The organism is Streptomyces hawaiiensis (assembly GCF_004803895.1).
GTDB classification, from domain to species: domain Bacteria; phylum Actinomycetota; class Actinomycetes; order Streptomycetales; family Streptomycetaceae; genus Streptomyces; species Streptomyces hawaiiensis.
This window is the reverse complement of record NZ_CP021978.1, coordinates 104,102-123,957: the sequence shown is the minus strand read 5'-3', so window position 1 is coordinate 123,957 and position 19,856 is coordinate 104,102. Positions and strand designations below refer to the sequence as shown.

Sequence of the window (19,856 nt, the reverse complement as noted above, 5' to 3'; positions counted from 1 at the left end):
CCTCGGGGCGGCCTGCACGTGGGTGACGCGCTGTGGCCATCGGTCTGTTCTCATGGCATCATAGTTGATGTGACAACTAGAGTCTGTGAGAGGTGGTCTCGGTGAGCAACGTGGAAACCGAACCTGCCGCACTGCTGTGCGGAGCACTGGTCGACGAAGGCCGACCGGGCGGAGCGCCCCGGGTCGACGTGCTGTCGGCGCGGGAGGTGCCGCTGGGCGGTCCGCGGGCGATGCACGTGCGGCGGACGCTGCCGCAGCGGGCCCGGACGCTGATCGGAGCATGGTGCTTCGTCGACCACTACGGTCCCACCGACGCCACCGCGACGGGCGGCATGGACGTCGCCCCGCACCCGCACACCGGGCTGCAGACGGTGAGCTGGCTTTTCGACGGGGAGATCGAGCACGAGGACACGCTCGGTACCCGTGCCCTCATCCGGCCCGGCGAGATGAACCTCATGACCGGCGGCTACGGCATTGCCCACTCGGAGATCTCCGCCCCGGACACCACGATCGTCCACGGAGTCCAGCTGTGGGTGGCGCTGCCCGAGGAGCACCGGAACGCCGACCGGGACTTCCAGCACTACGTCCCCAAAGCCGTGCGGGTCGACGGGGCCGAGATCAGGGTCTTCCTGGGCTCGCTCGCCCAAAGCGCCTCTCCGGTGCGGACTTTCACGCCGCTGCTCGGTGCCGAGATCACCCTCGAACCGCATACGACGGTCACTCTCTCCGTGGACCCCACCTTCGAGCACGGCCTCCTCGTGGACACCGGGGGCCTCCGCCTGTTCGACACCGAGCTGCGGCCGGCCGAGCTCGGCTATGTGCCCTGCGGCACCGACGCTCTGACGCTGGTCAACGACTCGGACGCCTCGGCGCGGACGATTCTGCTCGGGGGCCCTCCGTTCGAGGAGGAGATCGTCATGTGGTGGAACTTCATCGGCCGCAGCCACGAGGACATCGTCCGGGCCCGAGCGGACTGGGAGGCGTCCTCCGACCGCTTCGGCGTCGTGGAGGGCTATCCGGGGCGTCGCCTTCCCGCGCCGGCCCTGCCGAACGCCGTCATCATGCCGCGCGGGAATCCGCCGCGCCGCTGACCTCCTTGACCCCGTACGAAAGGACACCATGTGAACCAGTCCTCAACCGCTGCGATCGTCGAGCGCGTGGACGCCGAGCACCGGTATCAAATCCTGGTCGACGGCCGACGCGCCGGTCTGACGGCCTACCGCGACCGCGGTGCGCAACGTGTCTTCTTCCACACGGAGATCGACGACACCTTCGCGGGTCAGGGCCTGGCCGTGCAGCTGATTCAGCAGGCTCTCGCCGATGTCCGTCAGTCCGGGATGCGGATCGTGCCGGTCTGCCCCTACGTGGCCACGTTCCTCAAGCGGCATGACGAATTCGTCGACATCGCCGACCCGGTGACGCCTGACGCACTGCGGTGGCTGGAGGGGGAGCTCGGTTGACGCGAAGAGATGGCAGATCAACCAACAGCTACCTCATGCGCATGAACGAGCCATCGCGATGGCTGACTCCGGCCGAGCAGAACGCCTGGCGTAGCTTCATTCGGGCGCAGGAGAGACTCGGCGGCCGAGTCTCTCGCCACTTGCAGTCGGACTCCCACCTGTCCGTCGCCGACTACGCGGTGCTCGTCCACCTCGCGGACGCACCCGGTGGCCGTATGCGTTCCGCGGATCTGGCCGCGAGTGTGGGCTGGGAGAAGAGCCGGATGTCGCACCAGGTTTCCCGCATGGTGAAGCGGAGGCTGGTCGTTCGTGAGTGGTGTCCTGAGGATGGACGCGGGGCGTTCGGGGTCATCACTCCCGAGGGGCGGGCGATGATCGAGGCGGCCGCGCCCAGCCATGTCGAAACTGTGCGCCGTCTGTTCATCGACTCCCTGACCCCAGAGGAACTCGAGGTGCTCACCCGCGTCGCGAACCGCGTTCTCGAGCACCTGGAGCAGCGGCCCATGCAGGGCGGATCGAGCGGATCATCCTCTCCACGTCCACCACGCTGATCACCACCAACGACCCGGTGAAGATCGACGAGGACTACGCGATGCTCCAACACCTGGCCGACCTGTGCTGGTAACGCCGGTTCCTCCGTGCCGGGAATGCCGGTCCCCGGCAGCTGCTGGCGACTACATTTCCGTCACGAAACCCGTGCGCTGAGGTGGACGACCCGCGCGCCCACATAAGAACAGGAGCAACACCGTGAGCAAGCCCGAGTTCTTTGTCACGCCCGGCTACGGGGAGAAGAAGCTGGCGCTCCACCACTACACGCAGGCCGTGAAGATCGACAACCGCGTGGAGATCGCGGGGCAGGGCGGCTGGAACGACGACGACGAGTACCCCGAGGCCATCGCGGACGAGATCGTCCGCGCCTTCGAGAACGTCGAACGGACCCTCGCCCTGACCGGCGCGACATGGGAGCACGTGATCCACGTGAACTCCTACCACCTCCCCATGGATGGGGAAGCCCTCGAGGTGATGGTCGAGAGGTTCCGGCACTACATGCCCGACCAGGCGCCGATCTGGACGTGCATCGGAGTCCCGGCCCTGGGTGACCCCAGGATGCGCGTCGAGATCCGCGTCACCGCCGTCCTTCCGGAGTGAGTACGGCGGCGCAAGCCGCCGTGACCGTGCCATCGCCCTTGCGACCGCCCACAAGCCAGGCTTGACCTGCGAGGAGTTCGCCGAGCACCGCCACACCGGTTAGGGAGTGCGCCGCACCGACGTCGTCCAGGACTTCCCCAACGACGACGCGCTCCTGCGGCTGGTCACCGCCGTGCTCTTCGAACTGCGCGACGAATGGATCGCCTTCCCCCGCCGCTACCTGCCCGAGGGAAGCATGGACCAGCTCTACCCTGCCGAGCGCCCGAAAGCGCCCCCGCGCTACCCAACACCACCGCCGGATGATCGGCTACACCACGAGAAGGGACACGACCAGTGGCGGCGCCTGATGAAGAAGACGCGCGCGGTGCCGCGGGTGGTCGTCACCGACAAGCTCCGCTCCTACGGCACGGCCCACCGCGAGGTGTCATGCCCTGCGTCGAGCACCGTCAGTCGAGTACCTCAACAACCGGGAAGAACAGCCACCAACCCACCAGGCAACGCGAACGGGCGATGAAAGGCTTCCGCTCCGTGGGCGGAGCACAGCGGTTCCTGTCCGCGTTCAGCGGCATCTCACCCTCACTGCCGACCCCACCGCCACCTGCTCACCGCCCCCGACTGCCGAGCCGAATTGACCATCCGCTTCGCCATCTGGGATCACGTCACCGGAGTCGTCGGCACGGCCGCAACGGCCTGACCCAGGCTGACACTCGAGCCGACCACGCCCTGGCACGCCATCAGGCCCGCGCACATCCAACAACGTGACAACGCCCCCCGGTCGCATCGCCATGCGTGAGGAGGTCGAGGGACGGTGACTTCACCGGGTGACGCCGGGCGCACCCGGTCCTCCCTCCATGCATCACGACGGGGCCGGTCGCCGCGCGTCACGTCACGCGAATGCCCTCACGGTCTTCAAGGGCGCTGATGGCGGTGGCGGTGAGGCTGTGGGTGATGTGGCCTCGCATCAGCTGGGCGGCTTCGGCGGCGCGGCCGTCCACGATGAGGGAGACAAGTTGGTGGTGTTCCTGTAGGTCCCGGGTGCGGGGTTCGTCGCCGGGCGGGAGTTCGAGGCCGAGGCGCCGGTAACGGTCGGACTTGTCCCACAGGTCGTCCAGGAGACGGATGAGTACGTCGTTGTGGGAGGCCCGGTACAGCGCCTGGTGGAAGGCGCGGTGGGCCGTGAGTGCCTCCTCCCCCCATTGGCGGGTGACGGGGAGGAGCTTGTCGACGGCGGCCTGCATCGTGGCGATGTCGTCGTCGGTGCGTCGCTGGGCGGCAAGTTCGGCGGCGGTGGGGTCCAGGGACAGGCGGACCTCGAAGAGCTGGCGGGCCTCGTTCGAGTTCATGACGGAGACCCGGACGTCGCGGTGGGTGTCGACGGTGACGAGTCCCTCGCTGCTGAGACGCCGGATGGCCTCGCGCAGGGGCGTAATGCTCATGTTGAGGGACTCGGCGAGGTCGTACTGGGCGAGCCGTGACCCGGCAGGAAGGGTCCCGAAGAGGATCCGATCGCGGAGTTCTGCGTAGGCGAGGTCGCTCTTGCTGAAGAACAGGTTCTGTCCTGCCATAGCCCCCTGACCGTTCCCTTCCGGAGGTTCCCCACCCCTTGACATCCCGCAGCGGACCAGCTCAGTCTAACAGGAGTTGCATCTTATAAGATATGAGAAAGGTTCCGCAGTGAAGATCACCAACGTCTATGAGGGCGTCGTGCCGATCAGCTCCTCGATCCGCAACGCCTGGATCGACTTCAGCTCCATGGACTGTTCGATCGTGGCGATCGAGAGCGACGTCATCCGGGACGGCAAGCCCGTGGTGGGCTACGGCTTCAACTCCAACGGCCGCTACAGCGCCGGAGAGATCCTGCGCCGCCGGGTCCTGCCCCGCCTCCTCGAGGCCGAGCCCGGCAGCCTGCTCGACGAACAGGGCGGCCTGGACCACGCCAAGGCGTGGGACGTGATGATGAACAACGAGAAGCCCGGCGGGCACGGCGAGCGCTCGGTCGCGGTCGGCGTGGTGGACATGGCCCTGTTCGACCTGGCCTCCAAGATCGAGGGCAAGCCGCTGTACCGGTATCTGTCCGAGCGCCACGGCGACGGGCAGCCCGACGACACCGTCTTCGTCTACGCCGCCGGCGGCTACTACGCCCCAGGCAAGACCCTCACCGACCTTCAGGACGAGATGCGCGGCTTCCTCGACCTGGGCTACGACGTCGTCAAGATGAAGATCGGCGGCGCCGACCTGGCGGAGGACCTGCGCCGTATCGAGGCCGTCATCGACGTCCTGGACGGCGACGGCTCCCGGCTGGCCGTCGACGTCAACGGCCGCTTCGACCTCAACACGGCCCTGGAGTACGGGCGGGCCATCGAGCCCTACGGGCTGTTCTGGTACGAGGAGATCGGCGACCCGCTCGACTACCACCTCAACGCCACCGTCGCCGAGCACTACACCGGCTCCATCGCCACGGGCGAGAACCTCTTCTCCCTCCAGGACGCCCGCAACCTGATCCGCTACGGCGGCCTGCGCCCCGACCGCGACACCATCCAGGTCGACCCCGCGCTCTCCTACGGTCTGGTGGAGTACCTGCGCATCCAGGACATGCTCCGTCAGCACGGCTGGTCATCGAGGCGCTGCATCCCGCACGGCGGGCACCAGTTCTCCCTGCACATCGCCGCCGCCCTCAAGCTCGGCGGCAACGAGTCCTACCCGGGCGAGTTCCAGCCCACCGGCGGCTTCGCCGACGACGCCGTCGTCGAGAAGAGCCGCGTCGGCCTGACCGACACCCCCGGCATCGGCTTCGAGAGCAAGGCCGCCTTCTACAAGGTGCTGCGCGCCCTGCACAGCTGACCGCCACCCCACCGCGGACGCGCCCGCCACAGGGCGGGCGCCGTCGGCCGGCGCCGCCGGATACGGGCGCCACACACGAGATCGGGGGCGCGCGAGCCGCGTCGCGCCCCCCGCCCCCCCGGGACAGGGCTACACACGATCGTCGTGCAAGGGAGCACCAACGATGACAAGCACCACCGCCGGCCGCCCGCAGCGGTCACGGCTGAGCCGTCTCATACGTGAGCTGTGGTTCCAGGTCGTCCTGGCCGCCGTCCTCGGCATCGCCGTCGGCATCCTCGCGCCCGGGCTGGGTGAGGACCTGAAGCCGCTCAACGACTGGTTCATCGCGCTGGTCAAGATGATCGTGATCCCGGTCGTCTTCTGCGTGGTCACCACCGGCATCGCCTCCATGGACAACCTGCGCAGGGCGGGCCGGATCGGTGTGAAGGCGATCGGCTACTTCCTGGTGCTGTCCCTGGCGTCCATGCTGATCGGGCTGGTCGTCGCCAACATCTTTCAGCCCGGCTCCGGCCTGCACGTCGACCCCTCGTCACTCAACGCCGACGACGTGCCCAAGACCGCCACCGAGCACGCAACCTTCACCGGCTTCGTCTCCTCCCTCATCCCCGCCTCCCTGCTGGGCGCGATCACCGGGGACGCGATCCTGTCCGCGCTGATGGTCTCGATCGTCTTCGGCGTGGCCCTGAACATGGCCGGCGAAGAAGGGGCACCGCTGACCCGCGGCATCAAGGCACTGTCGGACGTCGTCTTCCGCATCGTGGGCTGGGTGATGCGGCTCGCGCCCCTGGGCACCTTCGGCGCCCTGGCCACCGTGGTCGCCACCTACGGCGCCGAGAGCCTCAAACAGCTCGGCTACCTCATCATCCTGTTCACCGCGACCTGCATCGTCTACGTCCTGGTCATCCTCGGCGCCATCATGCGCGCCTGCCGCCTGAGCCTGTTCGGCCTCATCCGCTTCCTCAAGGCCGAACTGCTCGTCGCCCTCAGCACCTGTTCCAGCGAGGCCGTCCTGCCCCAGCTGGTACGCAAACTGGAGATCCTCGGCGTCGGACGGCCCGTGGTCGGCATCGTCATCCCCTCCGGGTTCTCCTTCAACCTGGACGGCTCCGCGGTCTACCTCACGATGGCCTCCCTCTTCCTGGCCCAGGCCATGGGCATCGACCTGTCCTGGCAGCAGCAGCTGATCATGGTCGGTGTCATGATGCTCACCAGCAAGGGCACCGCCGGGATCGCGGGCGGCGCGTTCATCGTCCTCGCCAGCACCGTCACCGCGGTCGGCCACATCCCGCTCGCCGCCCTCTCCCTGATCGTCGGCATCGACCGCATCCTCAACGAGGGCCGCGTCTTCATCAACGTCCTCGGCAACGCCGTCGCCACGATCGTGATCGGCAAGTGGGAGAAGGACTTCGACACCGAACAGGCCCGCAAGGTCCTGCACCCCCGCACCACTACGCCGCAGGGCGAGTTGGACACCGCCAAGGTCGGCGCCGACACGTAGCCGTGCCCGTCGATTGCGGTCACCCCTCGACGGCATGTACGTCACCCACCGGTGGCACCCTCCAGGCCGCTGTGCACCAGGACAGATGAGGACCCTTGCCGGTAACACGCCCAGCGTCTCCTACTCGATGACCATCCAGCTCGAAGCCCGCGGCAGGCAACGCGGTCTTTCAGCTGACAGCCACCATGGAGGCGCTGGCCGGTTCAGTCACCGCCCTCGCCTCGTCAGCCGACGCCGATCGTCTCGAACGGTCCTTCCCTGTGATTGTCGACGAAGTGCCTGGGCCCGGTGCTCATCGGCCGGACGGCCACCGGGGGCGTCGCGTCCGGGGCCCGGCTTGTGCCGGCTGTCATCTCGCCTGTACCCGCTCGGAAGCCGTCCCTCGACTGCGGCGGCATTGAGGAGCTCGCGCGAGGCGCCACGCATCGACACGCCTCGCGGGCCTTGGGGCTCTCGCCGGAGTCCCGTCGTCGGGCGAGCAGTGCTGCTGCGGAAGCTCGCGGACGCTGGAGCCGACCGGGTCCGCGCGGATGCTGCGGTCCGCCCAGACCGTGATCCTTGCCCCCGGGGTCTCCTACGGGCGGCTCGCGGCGCCCGGTCTGGCGCTGAGCGGCTGTGGCGTCTTCTACGGCTCAGCCAGGGACCGCCGATCCATGGATGAACCTTCCTCTCCCGCCCCTGCGCGGGCGCCCCTACGGTCGAGGCTGCGGGCGCTCACCGGCCCGCCGTACCGAAGGAGCAAGACCTCCATGAAGATGACCGGCAACACGATCCTGATCACCGGCGGAACCTCGGGCATCGGCCTCGGTCTGGCCCTGCGTCTGCACGAGGCCGGCAACAAGGTGATCGTCGCCGGCCGGCGCAAGGAACTCCTCGACGAGATCACGGCCGAGCACCCGGGCGTCGACGCGCTCGTCCTCGATGTCGCGGACCCCGACTCGATCGCCCGGGCCCGTGAGACCGTGGCGGCGAGCCACTCGGGGCTGAACGTCCTGGTCAACAACGCCGGCATCATGCTGCGGGAGGACCTCCTCGACCCGGCCGGACTCCCGGTCGCCGAGGATCACGTCACGGTCAATCTGCTCGGCACGATCCGGATGACGTACGCCTTCCTGCCGCTGCTGGTGGGCAAGGACGACGCGGTCGTTATGAACGTCACCTCCGCGCTGGCGTTCGTACCGTACCCGAGCACCCCGGCCTACAGCGCGACCAAGGCCGCGCTGCACTCCTTCTCCGAGAGCCTGCGCATCCAGCTCGCCGGTGCTGACGCCGGCGTCCAGGTGATCGAGGTGGCCCCGCCGGGCGTGCGCACGACCCTGCTGGGCCAGGAGGACAACGACCACGCCATGCCGTTGAACGACTTCCTCACCGAGGCTCTCGACCTGCTGCGCGAGAAGCCCGACGCGAAGGAGATTGTCGTCGAGCGTGCCAGGTTCATCCGCGACGCGGTGGCCACCGGCTCCTACGGCGACGTCCTCGCCATGATCAGCAGCAGCTGACACCATCGGGTCGCCTCGCTGCGAGCGCTCTCGGCGTCGGCCGTATGAGCGGCTTCGCGCGGGTGGGAGAGGAGTGCTCAGCCATGGATCGGCGGTCTCTGGATAGCCGGGCGGGATGCGGTGAGGATGGGGGCATGGACAAGAAGGAACTGGCGGATTTCCTGCGCCACCGGCGTGAGACGCTGCGGCCCCGCGACGTCGGGCTGGTCGAGGGGCCGCGCAGGCGTACCCAGGGGCTGCGTCGCGAGGAGGTCGCGCAGCTCGCCGGCATGTCTACCGACTACTACGCACGGCTGGAACAGCAGCGTGCTCCGCAGCCCTCCGTCCAGATCACCACGGCTCTCGCCAGGGCGCTGCGGCTGACCCTGGACGAGCGCGACCATCTCTTCGTCCTCATCGGCCACAACGCCCCGGCCCGCTTCCATCGCTCCGAACATGTCAGCCCGCCGCTGATGCGGGTCCTGGACCGCCTGGACGACTCCCCGGCCCTGGTGCAGACCGACCTGTTCGACACCCTCGCGATGAACCCGCTGGCCGTCGCGCTGCTCGGCGACCAGATGCGCCACACCGGTCTGGCCCGCAGCGGCTACTACCGCTGGTTCATGGACCCGGCCGAACGTCTGATGGTTCCCGGGGAGACCCACGAACGCCACGGGCGTGCCCAGGCAGCGCGCCTGCGGGCCGCGCTGACAGCCGGCAGCGACACCCCGCGGGCCGCCCGGATCCTCGCCGAACTCCAGGAACACAGCCCGGAGTTCGTCCGCATGTGGGAACTTCAGGAGGTCGCCCAACGCTACGACGACTGCAAGACCGTCCTCCATCCCGAACTCGGCCGCATCGACGTCGACGCCCAGGTCCTGTTCACCGAGAACCGCGCCCAGACCCTGGTGGTGCTGACCACTCGCCCCGGCACGGAGAGCCACAGCAAACTCGGACTGCTCTCCGTCATAGGGCACCAGCAGCTCACCCCCTGACATCCAGGGCTAGGAGACGGGTCAGGGCTCGGCACGCCGATGGGGCCGGACAAGGGCACCTTGGAGTGGTGCATGCTGAACCGGATGACCACCCTGCTGCACAATCCTGCCTATCCCGGCATCTATGCCCTACGGGCGTCCCCGGGGCGACCCTGTCAGGGGCACCGGTGATGCATGCGGGCCACGGTCCAGGACGCCGGAAGTTGTGGGGGGCCGGCAGCGCGGCACCGCGTCCACCCACCTCCGTACCGCTTTTGACCTGCTCTCTGAGGCCAGACATGTCGGCCCCCTGCTCTGTCCGGACTCCGCGGTTCGGGCCGCCGATTTGACCGGACGCCGCCTCCGTTTTACTCTCGGATGCATACGGAGGCAGCATCCGTTTTGATGCGGCCAAAGGATCACGGCAGGCAGGAGGGCGCATGAGCGCCGGTGAATCGCGGGGACGCAAGCCCCGCGCGGACGTTCAGCGCAATCGTGCGGCCCTCCTGGAGACCGCGCAGCGTCACTTCCTGCGGCACGGGGTCGGCACCTCGCTTGAGGCGGTGGCCAAGGAGGCGGGCGTCGGGCCCGGCACTCTGTACCGGCACTTTCCCACGCGGGAGGCGCTGCTGGCGGCTGTGCTGCAGACGCGCTCCGAGGAGCTGGTGGCCCGTCAGGCGGACATCGAGCAACTCGGCGACGCCGCCGAGGCGTTGGAGCAGTGGCTGCGGGCGATGGAGGACTACTTCAGCGCCTTCAGCGGGCTGCCGGACCCGCTCATGGCCGCGGCCAGAGCGCAGGAGCCGGACAACCCGCTCACGATTCCCTGCGACATCCTCATCTCCGCCACCGATCAGTACGTGCGAGCCGCGCAGCTCGCGGGGCGCGTGCGCGCGTCGGTGCGGGGGCACGACCTGTTCCTCGCGGCCTGTTCCGTTGCCTGGATCAAGGGCACCGGCACCGAGGGGGAGTCGCTCGACCGGCTCCGCATGCTCATCGCGAGCGGCTACCGCGAGCGGGACACCCAGGCGTAGACGCCAGCCCCCGACCCGGCCCCCACAACACCAGGTGGCACCACCACCCAGCCATCACATCGCGCTGCCCTCAGGAGCAGCACAACCTCCCAAGGACAAATCATGAAAATTACTGTCATAGGCGCTGGCGCCATTGGCGGGAACCTCGCTGCCAAGCTCAGCACGGCCGGTCACGACGTCCAGGTGGCCGACGCCCGCGGCCCCGAGGCCGTCCGGGCCGAGGTGCTGGAGTCCGGGGCCCGCGCGGCGGAGCTCGCCGACGCCGTCCAGGGCCGGCAGGTCATCGTCCTGGCCACCCCCTTCGGGGTGGCGGGCAAGCTGGCCGGCCTGTTCGCTTCGGTCCCCGCCGAGACGGTGGTCATCGACACCTCGAACTACTATCCGCACCTCAGCGGGCAGATCGAGGCCGTGGACGACGGCGAGGTCGAGAGCGTGTGGAACGCCGAGCAGCTGGGGCGCCCCGTGGTCAAGGCGTGGAACGCCGCTCTGGCCGAGACCCAGCGGACCCGGGGCGTTCCGGCCGGGACCCCGGGCCGTATCGCCATCCCCGTTGCCGGCGACTCCGAGGAGGCGCGGCGGGTGGCCATGCAGCTAGTGGACGACACCGGCTTCGACCCCTACGACGCCGGCACGCTGGCCGACTCCTGGCGTCAGCAGCCGAACAGTCCCGCCTACTGCACCGAGTTGACCCTCGATGAGCTGCCGACGGCCCTGGCCGCGGCAGACCGCGTCAAGGACGCCCGCATCCGCGACAGCGTGCCGGAACGCTTCGCCGCCCTCCCGGCCACGGCCACCCTGGAGGACGTCGTCGAGATGAACCGCGCCGCCCACCGCTGACGCATGCGGAGCCGTCCGGCCGTGCCAGGCCGGCAGGAACACCCGTGAAGCGCATCTGAATTCGCGGGAATCAACCACGCCAGAATGGAATCGCCTTGTCTACCACAGTCATGCCCACTCCGGCTTCGGCCTTCACCGACATCGTGCAGGCCCGGCACTCTGTGCGGAGTTTCCTCCCCGATCCGTTGTCCGCCTCGGACATTCGCGGCGTGCTGGCAGACGCACAGACGGCCCCCTCGAACAGCAACACCCAGCCGTGGACGGTGCACGTCGTCTCGGGTGCGGCGCGGGACGCCCTGGCCAAAGAGCTGCTCCGGGCAGAGGAGGAGGGACGGACCTCCCCGGATTTCACCGACGGCTACGGCGAGGGCATCTACCTGGAGCGGTCGAAGGCCCTGGGCGCGAGTGTCTACCGGTCCCGGGGCGTCGAGCGTTCGGACCGGCACGGCAGGAGGGCGGCGGTCCGCGAGAACCTGGAGTTCTACGGCGCTCCCCATGCCGCCTTCCTGTTCATGCCGGCGCTCGGCGACGGGGTGCGGACGGCCGGCGACATCGGCATGTACGCGCAGAACTTCCTGCTCTCACTGTCGGCCCGGGGGCTGGCCGGCATCCCGCAGACCGTGCTCGGCGTCTACGCCGACACCGTCCGCGAGTTCCTGGGTGTCCCCGCGGAGCTCAAGTTGCTGTTCGGCATCTCCTTCGGCATGGCTGACCCGGCGGCACCGGTGAACACGCTCCGCACGGAGCGGGTTCCGCTGCAGCAGAGCGTGGTCCTGCACGACACCCCCGGCATCCTCGACGCATAAGAGCCCGCTGCGCTCGTCACCGGCAGGAAGAGAAGACCCACCACCATGTCATTCACCGTCTCAGCCGCCGAACCACTCCAATCTCCTGTGGGCGTCGGCATCATCGGGCTGAGCGCGCGCGGCGGCTGGGCCGCCCGCGCCCATGTGCCGGCCCTGGAAGCGCTGAAGGGAAAGTTCGAACTGCGCGCGCTGAGCGCCAGCAGCGCCGAGTCCGCCAGGGCCGCCGGGCAGAAGTACGGCATCCCACTGGCCTTCGGCAGCGCCGAGGAACTGGTGCGTCGCGACGAAGTGGACTTGGTGGTGGTGACCGTGAAGGTCCCCCACCACCGGAGGCTCGTCGAGGCGGCACTGCACGCGGGCAAGAACGTCCTGTGCGAGTGGCCCCTGGCCAACGGCCTTGCAGAAGCGGAACAGTTGGCGGGGCTCGCCGCCCGAGCGGGCGTCCGCGGCTTCGTGGGCCTCCAGGCCCGTGCCAGCCCTGCCCTGCGGTATACGCGCGACTTGGTCGCCGAGGGCTACGTCGGCGAGGTGCTGTCCACCAGCATGATCGCCTCCGGCGGTGCCTGGGGACCCACGTTCTCCTCCGGCAGCGAGTACCTGCTCGACCGGGACAACGGGGCCACCATGCTCACCATCCCCTTCGGACACACCATCGACGCGCTGTCGACGGTCCTTGGCGAGTTCACCGAGACCACCGCCACCACGGCGGTCCGCCGCCCCCGCGTCACCAACGCCGAGACCGGCGAGAGCACGACCATGACGACGGCCGACCAGGTCGCGGTCACGGGAGTCCTGGAGACCGGGGCCGTCGCCTCCGTCCACTACCGCGGAGGCTCCTCCCGCGGGACGAACTTCCACTGGGAGATCAACGGAACCGACGGCGATCTCATCGTCACCGCGCCCAGCGGGCACCTGCAGCTGGTACCCGTCACCCTGCACGGCGCCCGCGGCAACGACGCCCGACTCACCGCACTCGCCGTCCCTGACACCTACGAGTGGGTCCCCTCCACTGCAGGCCGCTCCGACGAACCCGGCTACGCCCTGGCCCACGCGTACGCCGACCTCCACGACGACCTGACCGAGGGGACCCGCACCGCACCCGACTTCGGGCACGCCGTACGCCGCCACCGCCTCCTCGACAGCATCGACCGCGCCGCAACCACCGGCGAACGCTTCCGACTCGACCCCTGACGCGGGCCGTTCAGAAGGAGGCGGAAGGGATCTGCCGACGTGACCGGATGATGTCAGGGCTGGATCCGGAAGCTGCGGTGGGCCGCCACTTCGATATCCCGGAACAGGGCGGCAGGGCCTGCCAGGCACATACGCGGACCAGGACGTAGATGATCGTCCCGGCATGACTGAGCGGTTCAGTTGGTGTGGGTCAGCAGGCGGCGACGACCGCGTCCTGGAACTCCTCGCCCTCAAGATCCTCGCGGGTCATGAGCAGCCCGAGGCGCTCGCGGCCGGACCAGGCGTACTTCGCGACGGCCACCTCAACCCAGTTTCGTCACCGGCGTCCACCTCCCGGCCGGCGGGCGCCGACACGTCCACGCCCTTTCCGCCGCGCAGCTTGAAGCGGGACATGCTGGCCCATGCCGCGCTCGTCCGCGCCCCCGGCAACGGCGTTCGCGCCCGAGACGGAGTTGATGCTGCGCTCACCCGGCCCCTCCATCGCCGCTCGCCATACCTCACCACCCACACGCGAAAATCTATCTTGGCCGGAGTAGACATTGGTCAGTGGTGTGGTTATGGTTTCTCTCGTAACCCAGAGAGACCGCAGGGCCCGGCAGACACGAACTGCCGGGGAGAGGTACCGCAGTTGCAGTGCGCAGGACGGTGCGGTGGTGGAGTTCCGAAGCCAGGGTTGTTGCAGGACGGCGACGGGACTGACGACCGGACCGGGTGGCCCGCAGTGATCAGGGGCCGCCGTGAGCAGTACCGCAGTGGCAGTACCCAGCAGTGAAGTCAGTGAGCGGTACCTCGGTGAAGGCGTCGGCTGCGGGCGCGCGCACTGGGAGGTTCGGCAGTGGGGTTCCAAGCCAGAGCAGACGCAGGATGGGTGACGGGGCTGGCTGCCGAAGAGTGGCGCTGTAACAGGCCGCCAGTAGTTCGCATGACCAGCAGTACGCAGTAGAGCAGTACCAGCAATGAGGGAATGAACGGAGGAAGTGGACGCCATCAGGATCGCCCGGGCGGCTTGTCGAGTCCGGGTACCGCAGGACATCGATAGTGAGGTGGTCTCCGGTCAAGCAACCGCGATCCCAGCATCCCCGGCAGCATTCCGGTCGGGTGTGCGGTGTCAGAAGGCCGGCGCAGTAGTAGGGCCGGCAGATGGTGTAGCAGTTCCTTCGGGCCCTGGCGCCGTACGGCGCCAGGGCCCTCAACGCGTTCCACAGAGAGGTCAGATGACAGCAGACGATCCCTTCGGGCGTCTCGACGACGACGACTACCCCGCCTACACCATGGGCCGGGCCGCCGAGCTGCTCGGCACCACCCAGGGCTTCCTCCGTGCCATCGGCGAAGCCCGCCTCATCACGCCGCTGCGCTCCGCGGGCGGACACCGCCGATACTCCCGCTACCAGTTGCGGATCGCCGCCCGCGCCCGCGAACTCGTCGACCAGGGCACCCCCATTGAGGCCGCCTGCCGCATCATCATCCTCGAAGACCAGCTCGAGGAAGCCCGGCGCCTTAACGCCGAATACCGCCGCGCCGCAGCCCAACCCACGGGCGGTGTCTGACCCGCACTCCACGGCGACGCGCCGGACCGCAGGCCGCATCAGCCTCGACGGCAATCGTTCTCGATTGGGCCACGCCACCTTGCGACTCATCGCCCGCTACTGGAGACGTTGCCAGGGCGTCGTCGTGTCGCTGACAAGCGGCGGGTCCGCGGTCCTCAGTCCGCAACAGGGCGGCAACTGGTGCTGCTGATGCCCAGTCGAAGTCCCTGCGTTCCCAGGCCGGTCGGCCCGTAGGAGAAGCGGTGAGTCGCCGGCTGACTGCTTCCCGGCCCTTCGGTATCCGTGCCGCTGTGGGCTGTGTGGTACCTGGGAGAGAACTCCTCCCAGGTTTTCGTGGCATCCGCGCAGATCTTGAAGTCTTCATAGGCAGCTACGCATGTCCTGTCTTCCTCGGTCACCAGCAGTTCCCCCAGGGCTGCGACCAGGTGGGCGTAGTTGTCGTCGATCATGGCGGTCAGCTCTTCGTGGCTGAGGCTGTGTGCCGCGATGGCGTTCCACTCGCTTGAGTCTGATTCCTTGCCGAGTGAATACCGGTCGTTGACCAGCACCGTGTCGAGTTCCAGCCAGTGCATGTAATTGTGGAGTTTCAAGGTGCCGAATTTATGGGCCGGAAGCCCGTACAGGCTCCATCGGACGTAGTGCACAGGCAGGATGCCCATGGTAACGCTTTTCACCCTGCTGTAGAGGATTTCACTCCGTTTGACCTTGCCTTGCAGCAGGCTTCCGGCAAGGAACTCCCGGAATGCGTCTGTGTATCCTTCATAGGCGTTGGGGATTTCGCTCTTGATGTATTTCATGAACGCGTGCACCACTGGGTCTGCCCTGCTGTCGTCCAGGAGTCTCACCAGATCCAGCCGGTGACGATGGTCATCGACGTAGAAAGTCACCAGCATGGCATGGTTCAACGTGGCGAGGGTGCTGAAATCTCGCACCTTGGGGAAGGACATGACGGTCAGGTGTGTCTGGTCCTTCACGTGCTTAGGGTTGAGGTGCCGCGTGACAGGGAATTCTCGGCAGTATCTGCCGAAAAAAGCTTCCAAGAATTCATGGTCCTTCGGCGCGATGTAGCGCAGTGAGTCAGTGCTGGCCGTCGGCAGCACTTTCCCGACCATCCTGCTGGCATGCCAGAACGCCGTCATCCATTGCCTGTGGGACTGCAGGTCATGGCCCGGTGCCGCGTCGGCATCTTTCATGCCCGGTACCGCCTCTGCCATATCTGTGCTCCCTTCGGTCCGGACACGGCCCTTGGATGCGCCGCCCTCGGTTGAGCCTAGGGATCTTCCCGGCCGGAAGCCCGGACTGCCACTCCTTCGAGTGCTGAAGCAGATTCACGCGAAAAGGCCGTGCCATCTGGTGTAGCTCACCAAGATCGACAGACAGCCGAGGTGGGTTGTCCCGCAGGCCGATGAGCAGATGATGGTTCAGACGCGCAGGGAGCTGGTTTTTCAGCAATCTGCCGTTTGGCGAGCCTCGAGCCTGCACAGCGCAGGGGCAACGGCCAGTAGCCGACCCTGTCCCTCACTCCGGCTGGCCAGCCCATCCCGGCAGCAGCACCGGTTCCGGGCACAGGGGCGGCGAGAGCATTCCGGCAGCGTCCGCCTGCTCGCGCGCCCCATTGCACGCTGGAGCAGCTTCTGTGCGCCCGTGGGTGAGGAGCATCGCCGGGGAGCGCGGGGGGCAGGGAAATCCATTACGTGGTGCGTACGTGTCCTGTGAGCACATGCTGGTCGGGTGATGGAGGGGCGTGGGTGAGGGTCGCGGAGAAGATCCGGCCGGTGGCTGGTGGTGTGCCGGTCGTGGGGCACGTCCATCGGCTGGCGCGGGATCCGCTGAAGTTTTTGCTGCGGGCACGGGGCGGGGACGCGGTGGCGGCCGTCAGGATCGGGAGCCGACCGGTGCTGCTGGTCAACGACGCGCAGGCTGCTCGTCAGGTGCTGGTGTCCGCCGTGTTCGACAAGGGCGGCCCGTTCATGGACACTGCCCGGCTCCTCGTCGGCAATGGGGTCATCACGTGCTCCAACGCGGAGCACCGGCGTCAGCAGGCGGTGATGCGGCCGGCGTTCCACCGGGATCAGGTCGCCCGTTTCGCGCCGGTCATGTCCGCGTGCGCGCTGGAGGAGCTGGCGCACTGGCGTCCGGGCGGGCAGATCGATGTCGAATCCCGCATGTACGCGCTGGCGGCCCAGGTGGTCGCGCGCACGCTCATCGCCGCTCCGGCCGGACGCCGGGCAGCGGATGTCATGGCCGCGGCCCTGCCGGTGCTGCTGGAGGGCATGTTCCGCCGGATGCTGGTGCCGGTGCCGCTGGTTCACCGTCTCCCGCTGCCGGCCAACCGGCGCTTCGAGCGTGCGCGGGCCCGGCTGGAGGAGACCATCCCACAAATCATCGCCCAGTACCGCGCGGGACAGGCACCGGGGGACGATCTTCTGTCCCTCGTGATGGCCGCCATGGACGACGACGGCCGGCCGCTGAGTGAGCGTGAGGTACGCGACCAGATCATGTCGGTGCTCGCCGCCGGCGTGGAGACGACGGCCTCGCTGCTCGCCTGGACCCTGCACGCGCTGGCCGACCACCCGGAGGTGGAGCAGACGCTGGGGTCCGAACTCGACCGGGAACTCGGTGGACGCACACCGGTCTACGCCGATGTTCAGCGTCTGTCGTACACCCGCCGTGTCCTCACCGAGGTGCTGCGCCTGTGGCCGCCTACCTGGATGCTCAGCCGTATCGCTCTGGAGCCGACCACGGTGGCGGGATTCGCCGTTCCAGCGGGCGCGGACGTGATCGTCTCCCCCTACGCCCTGCACCGCGACCCGGCCGTCTTCCCCGAGCCCGAGCGCCTGGACCCCGACCGGTGGCTGCCCGAGCGCACCACCGCCGCCCAGCGCCAGGCGTTCACGGCCTTCGGCGGCGGGCGCCGCAAATGCCTGGGCGAGCACTACGGCATGACCGAAGCCGTCCTCGCCCTGGCCATGATCAGCAGCCGGTGGCAACTGCGCAAAACCCCTGGCGCACGCCTGCGGCCCCACCCCCGATTCCTGCTCACCCCGCAGGCCGGCCCCCTGACCACGGTGCCCCGGAGCAGGGCGGGCCACATGCACCAAGACCGCTTTGGACACAGCCGATGACGGCCGCGCGGCCTCCCGACCCTCACCTCACCGCGCTTCCGGTCGCCAAGGTGCCTGCCCCCACGGCCCGCAGCATCTCCGCCAGCGTCCCGGAAGCCTGGCGCAACTATCCCTCGTTCCGCATGCCGGTCTTCCCCAGGTTCATGCCCGCCCGCCACCGGCCCGGCCTCCCGGCACTGGAGGAACGCTGCTCGGCGCGGCTCGCCGACCTCGTCGGCGACGCCTATGACAGTCGGGAGGCTTTGGACGCCTTCCTGGAATACCGCACCAGCCTGTGGAGCCTGCTCACCTACGCCAGCGCCCGCGAGGACCGCGTCGAGCTGATCTGCGCCTGGATCGACTTCCTTTTCAGCATCGACGACGTCTTCGCCGGCGCGTCCGAGGCGCGCATCCGGGAACTGGGCCTCCAGGACCTCTGCGCCGTGATCGATGGGAGACCAGCGGCGACGGACACCGCCTACACCCGCGCCTTCTGCCTCCTACGGCAACGAAGCCTGACGCTCATGCCCGACGGGATCTGGGCGCGCTATGCGCACACCCTGCACGGCTTCCTCCACACCTGTCGCCTCGAACGCGAAATCGTCCAGGACATCGGCGCACTTGACCTGCCGACCTACGAGACGCACCGCAACAGCTCGATCGGCGAGTGCTGCTTCCCTCTCCTCGAATTCGCTCTGGGCATCGACCTCGGCCAGGCACTGCGCCGCCTGCCGGAACTGCGCCGCCTCAACGTGCTCGTGGCCCGCCACTGGATCGGCGTCAACGATCTCTTCTCCTACCGCAAGGAGCTCTATAGCGGCGACGCCATGAACGAGATGCAGATCGCCCTCGCCGACAACGGCGGCGACCTCCAGGGCGCCGTCGACCGTGTCGCCGCCACCGTCCGCCGCACCGAGGCCGAGTTCGACCGTCTCGCCGCACACCTTCGGGCCGGCACCGCCGGAGGGAGCAGTCCCCTTCCCGCCTACCTGCGGGCGTTGGAAGAGCTGATTGCCGGGAACCTGGAATGGTCCTACCTGACCCCCCGGTACAACGGACGCGGTCACGTCTGGAACGGCCTGACGGATGCCCATGTCGTCCTCACCCCACACCGCACCCTCTACCTTCCGCACCCGCCGGCGTGACTCACCACCGCCCCGGCCGCCGGTCTTCACCGCCCTCACCCATCGGCGGCCTGGAACACCCGCGGCCACTGGCCTGGTGCCCCAGGTCCCGCGGTGCGGACGCAGCCACACGTGCAAGCCCCGCCGCGCTGCTCATGAGCTCTCCGAGAGGGGTGACGAGCATGGACGGGTTGCGGCTGACCGGGCCCCGGTCCATCTCCTGGACGGCACGGCAGCCCTCCAGGGGCAGACAGAGCCGGTCGAGCACCGCCCGCATCAAGCCGGGTCGTCCGCAGGGCGCACGCTGCAGTTGATAGACGGCATACGGTGGCGGACCCGGACCGGTGCTTCCTGGCGGGACGTGCCGGGACGCAATGGGCTGTGAAACCGGGTCTATGGCCTGTTCCGTCGCTGGCCGCGGGATGGAACCCGACGTGAACGTCGACTTCACCGTCTGCCGGGCCCACCACGGCCGGGCAGCGAGGTGAGGCCAGCCACCCGCCAGCCGCGCCCACAACCTCACGGGTCAATACACCTGGTGACCTTCGGCTGTGGCAGCCGTTGATCAGATCATGAAGAAGCGAAGCATCCTCGCCACTGGCGTTCTCACCGTCGGCACCGCCATCCTCGCCGCAGTACCCGCGCACGCCGGAATCGGGGACGGCACTCTCAACGACGCTCATATCCTCAGCGACGTTGCGGCTCTGAACACGGCCATCAACAGCGACCTGCAGAGCATCGAGAACAACAACGCCAACACCCGCAGCGATGGGAACCAGAACAACGCCTTCTTCCAACACTCGTAGGCCTCGC

18 protein-coding genes and 4 pseudogenes are annotated in these 19,856 nt (G+C 68.3%); 19 read left to right on the top strand and 3 right to left on the bottom strand.

Annotation, left to right across the window (positions count from 1 at the left end; genetic code table 11):
• The first annotated feature begins 101 nt into the window (after positions 1 to 101).
• The 7 genes and pseudogenes from CEB94_RS00580 to CEB94_RS00555 all read left to right on the top strand — a co-directional run.
• Entirely contained in the window at positions 102 to 1,091 is a 990-nt protein-coding gene (locus CEB94_RS00580) for a pirin family protein (RefSeq protein WP_175430278.1), read from the top strand.
• Between the two features lie 30 nt (positions 1,092 to 1,121).
• The gene (locus CEB94_RS00575) at positions 1,122 to 1,460 is read left to right on the top strand and encodes a GNAT family N-acetyltransferase (RefSeq protein WP_175430277.1); all 339 of its coding nucleotides are present in this window, start codon (positions 1,122 to 1,124) and stop codon (positions 1,458 to 1,460) included.
• Positions 1,461 to 1,501: 41 nt separating this feature from the next.
• Positions 1,502 to 2,011, top strand: a complete 510-nt coding sequence (locus CEB94_RS00570; protein WP_175436827.1) for a MarR family winged helix-turn-helix transcriptional regulator — start codon at positions 1,502 to 1,504, stop codon at positions 2,009 to 2,011.
• Positions 1,966 to 2,073: pseudogene (locus CEB94_RS40490) on the top strand (5,10-methylene tetrahydromethanopterin reductase); the annotation flags it as partial. The gene CEB94_RS00570 and the pseudogene CEB94_RS40490, both read left to right, overlap by 46 nt.
• A 134-nt stretch (positions 2,074 to 2,207) precedes the next feature.
• Positions 2,208 to 2,609 (top strand): Rid family hydrolase, encoded by a 402-nt coding sequence (locus CEB94_RS00565; RefSeq protein WP_175430276.1) that lies wholly within the window; start codon positions 2,208 to 2,210, stop codon positions 2,607 to 2,609.
• A gap of 109 nt (positions 2,610 to 2,718) precedes the next feature.
• Positions 2,719 to 2,883: pseudogene (locus CEB94_RS00560) on the top strand (transposase); the annotation flags it as partial.
• A gap of 60 nt (positions 2,884 to 2,943) precedes the next feature.
• Positions 2,944 to 3,303: pseudogene (locus CEB94_RS00555) on the top strand (DDE-type integrase/transposase/recombinase); the annotation flags it as partial.
• A 187-nt stretch (positions 3,304 to 3,490) separates the two neighbouring features.
• Here the strand turns inward: CEB94_RS00555 and CEB94_RS00550 are convergent.
• Positions 3,491 to 4,174 (bottom strand): GntR family transcriptional regulator, encoded by a 684-nt coding sequence (locus CEB94_RS00550; protein WP_175430275.1) that lies wholly within the window; start codon positions 4,172 to 4,174, stop codon positions 3,491 to 3,493.
• A 109-nt stretch (positions 4,175 to 4,283) separates the two neighbouring features.
• Here CEB94_RS00550 and CEB94_RS00545 point away from each other — a divergent pair, with 109 nt between their 5' ends.
• The 8 genes from CEB94_RS00545 to CEB94_RS00510 all read left to right on the top strand — a co-directional run bounded on the left by CEB94_RS00545 (position 4,284) and on the right by CEB94_RS00510 (position 13,268).
• Positions 4,284 to 5,450: a mandelate racemase/muconate lactonizing enzyme family protein gene (locus CEB94_RS00545; RefSeq protein ID WP_175430274.1), complete on the top strand. Its 1,167-nt coding sequence runs from the start codon at positions 4,284 to 4,286 to the stop codon at positions 5,448 to 5,450.
• Between the two features lie 163 nt (positions 5,451 to 5,613).
• Positions 5,614 to 6,948 (top strand): cation:dicarboxylate symporter family transporter, encoded by a 1,335-nt coding sequence (locus CEB94_RS00540; RefSeq protein WP_175430273.1) that lies wholly within the window; start codon positions 5,614 to 5,616, stop codon positions 6,946 to 6,948.
• Positions 6,949 to 7,697: 749 nt separating this feature from the next.
• Complete coding sequence (locus tag CEB94_RS00535; RefSeq protein WP_175430272.1) at positions 7,698 to 8,447, top strand: SDR family oxidoreductase; 750 nt, start codon at positions 7,698 to 7,700, stop codon at positions 8,445 to 8,447.
• A 134-nt stretch (positions 8,448 to 8,581) separates the two neighbouring features.
• Entirely contained in the window at positions 8,582 to 9,421 is an 840-nt protein-coding gene (locus CEB94_RS00530; RefSeq protein WP_175430271.1) for a helix-turn-helix transcriptional regulator, read from the top strand.
• Positions 9,422 to 9,840: 419 nt separating this feature from the next.
• Positions 9,841 to 10,434 carry a TetR/AcrR family transcriptional regulator gene (locus tag CEB94_RS00525; protein ID WP_175430270.1) on the top strand — a complete coding sequence of 198 codons (594 nt, stop codon included), beginning with the start codon at positions 9,841 to 9,843 and terminating at the stop codon, positions 10,432 to 10,434.
• Between the two features lie 102 nt (positions 10,435 to 10,536).
• Positions 10,537 to 11,271, top strand: coding sequence for an NADPH-dependent F420 reductase (locus CEB94_RS00520; RefSeq protein ID WP_175430269.1), 735 nt, complete (start codon positions 10,537 to 10,539; stop codon positions 11,269 to 11,271).
• Between the two features lie 110 nt (positions 11,272 to 11,381).
• Complete coding sequence (locus CEB94_RS00515; protein ID WP_175436826.1) at positions 11,382 to 12,077, top strand: nitroreductase; 696 nt, start codon at positions 11,382 to 11,384, stop codon at positions 12,075 to 12,077.
• Positions 12,078 to 12,122: 45 nt separating this feature from the next.
• Positions 12,123 to 13,268 carry a Gfo/Idh/MocA family oxidoreductase gene (locus tag CEB94_RS00510; protein ID WP_175430268.1) on the top strand — a complete coding sequence of 382 codons (1,146 nt, stop codon included), beginning with the start codon at positions 12,123 to 12,125 and terminating at the stop codon, positions 13,266 to 13,268.
• Positions 13,269 to 13,330: 62 nt separating this feature from the next.
• Here the strand turns inward: CEB94_RS00510 and CEB94_RS42070 are convergent.
• Positions 13,331 to 13,455 (bottom strand): annotated as a pseudogene (locus CEB94_RS42070) (IS5/IS1182 family transposase); the annotation flags it as partial.
• A gap of 1,027 nt (positions 13,456 to 14,482) precedes the next feature.
• On the opposite strand from CEB94_RS42070, the gene CEB94_RS00505 reads away from it, so the two are divergent.
• Entirely contained in the window at positions 14,483 to 14,815 is a 333-nt protein-coding gene (locus CEB94_RS00505) for a helix-turn-helix domain-containing protein (protein WP_175430267.1), read from the top strand.
• A 155-nt stretch (positions 14,816 to 14,970) separates the two neighbouring features.
• Here the strand turns inward: CEB94_RS00505 and CEB94_RS00500 are convergent, their stop codons facing one another.
• The gene (locus CEB94_RS00500) at positions 14,971 to 16,029 is read right to left on the bottom strand and encodes a hypothetical protein (protein ID WP_175430266.1); all 1,059 of its coding nucleotides are present in this window, start codon (positions 16,027 to 16,029) and stop codon (positions 14,971 to 14,973) included.
• A gap of 534 nt (positions 16,030 to 16,563) precedes the next feature.
• Between CEB94_RS00500 and CEB94_RS00495 the strand changes: the two genes are divergently transcribed.
• The 3 genes from CEB94_RS00495 to CEB94_RS00485 all read left to right on the top strand — a co-directional run bounded on the left by CEB94_RS00495 (position 16,564) and on the right by CEB94_RS00485 (position 19,849).
• On the top strand, positions 16,564 to 17,940 hold the full coding sequence (locus CEB94_RS00495; RefSeq protein ID WP_175430265.1) for a cytochrome P450: 1,377 nt from the start codon (positions 16,564 to 16,566) through the stop codon (positions 17,938 to 17,940).
• 50 nt (positions 17,941 to 17,990) lie between these two features.
• Positions 17,991 to 19,064, top strand: a complete 1,074-nt coding sequence (locus CEB94_RS00490) for a terpene synthase family protein (RefSeq protein WP_175430264.1) — start codon at positions 17,991 to 17,993, stop codon at positions 19,062 to 19,064.
• 551 nt (positions 19,065 to 19,615) lie between these two features.
• On the top strand, positions 19,616 to 19,849 hold the full coding sequence (locus tag CEB94_RS00485; protein WP_175430263.1) for a hypothetical protein: 234 nt from the start codon (positions 19,616 to 19,618) through the stop codon (positions 19,847 to 19,849).
• Positions 19,850 to 19,856 lie beyond the last annotated feature (7 nt).

Bases quoted from the DNA above. Each gene is read 5' to 3' on its own strand.
- CEB94_RS00570 (WP_175436827.1), top strand. From the start codon at position 1,502: ATGAACGAGCCATCGCGATGGCTGACTCCGGCCGAGCAGAACGCCTGG.
- CEB94_RS00550 (WP_175430275.1), bottom strand. From the start codon at position 4,174: ATGGCAGGACAGAACCTGTTCTTCAGCAAGAGCGACCTCGCCTACGCA.
- CEB94_RS00540 (WP_175430273.1), top strand. From the start codon at position 5,614: ATGACAAGCACCACCGCCGGCCGCCCGCAGCGGTCACGGCTGAGCCGT.
- CEB94_RS00535 (WP_175430272.1), top strand. From the start codon at position 7,698: ATGAAGATGACCGGCAACACGATCCTGATCACCGGCGGAACCTCGGGC.
- CEB94_RS00530 (WP_175430271.1), top strand. From the start codon at position 8,582: ATGGACAAGAAGGAACTGGCGGATTTCCTGCGCCACCGGCGTGAGACG.
- CEB94_RS00525 (WP_175430270.1), top strand. From the start codon at position 9,841: ATGAGCGCCGGTGAATCGCGGGGACGCAAGCCCCGCGCGGACGTTCAG.
- CEB94_RS00520 (WP_175430269.1), top strand. From the start codon at position 10,537: ATGAAAATTACTGTCATAGGCGCTGGCGCCATTGGCGGGAACCTCGCT.
- CEB94_RS00515 (WP_175436826.1), top strand. From the start codon at position 11,382: ATGCCCACTCCGGCTTCGGCCTTCACCGACATCGTGCAGGCCCGGCAC.
- CEB94_RS00510 (WP_175430268.1), top strand. From the start codon at position 12,123: ATGTCATTCACCGTCTCAGCCGCCGAACCACTCCAATCTCCTGTGGGC.
- CEB94_RS00505 (WP_175430267.1), top strand. From the start codon at position 14,483: ATGACAGCAGACGATCCCTTCGGGCGTCTCGACGACGACGACTACCCC.
- CEB94_RS00500 (WP_175430266.1), bottom strand. From the start codon at position 16,029: ATGGCAGAGGCGGTACCGGGCATGAAAGATGCCGACGCGGCACCGGGC.
- CEB94_RS00485 (WP_175430263.1), top strand. From the start codon at position 19,616: ATGAAGAAGCGAAGCATCCTCGCCACTGGCGTTCTCACCGTCGGCACC.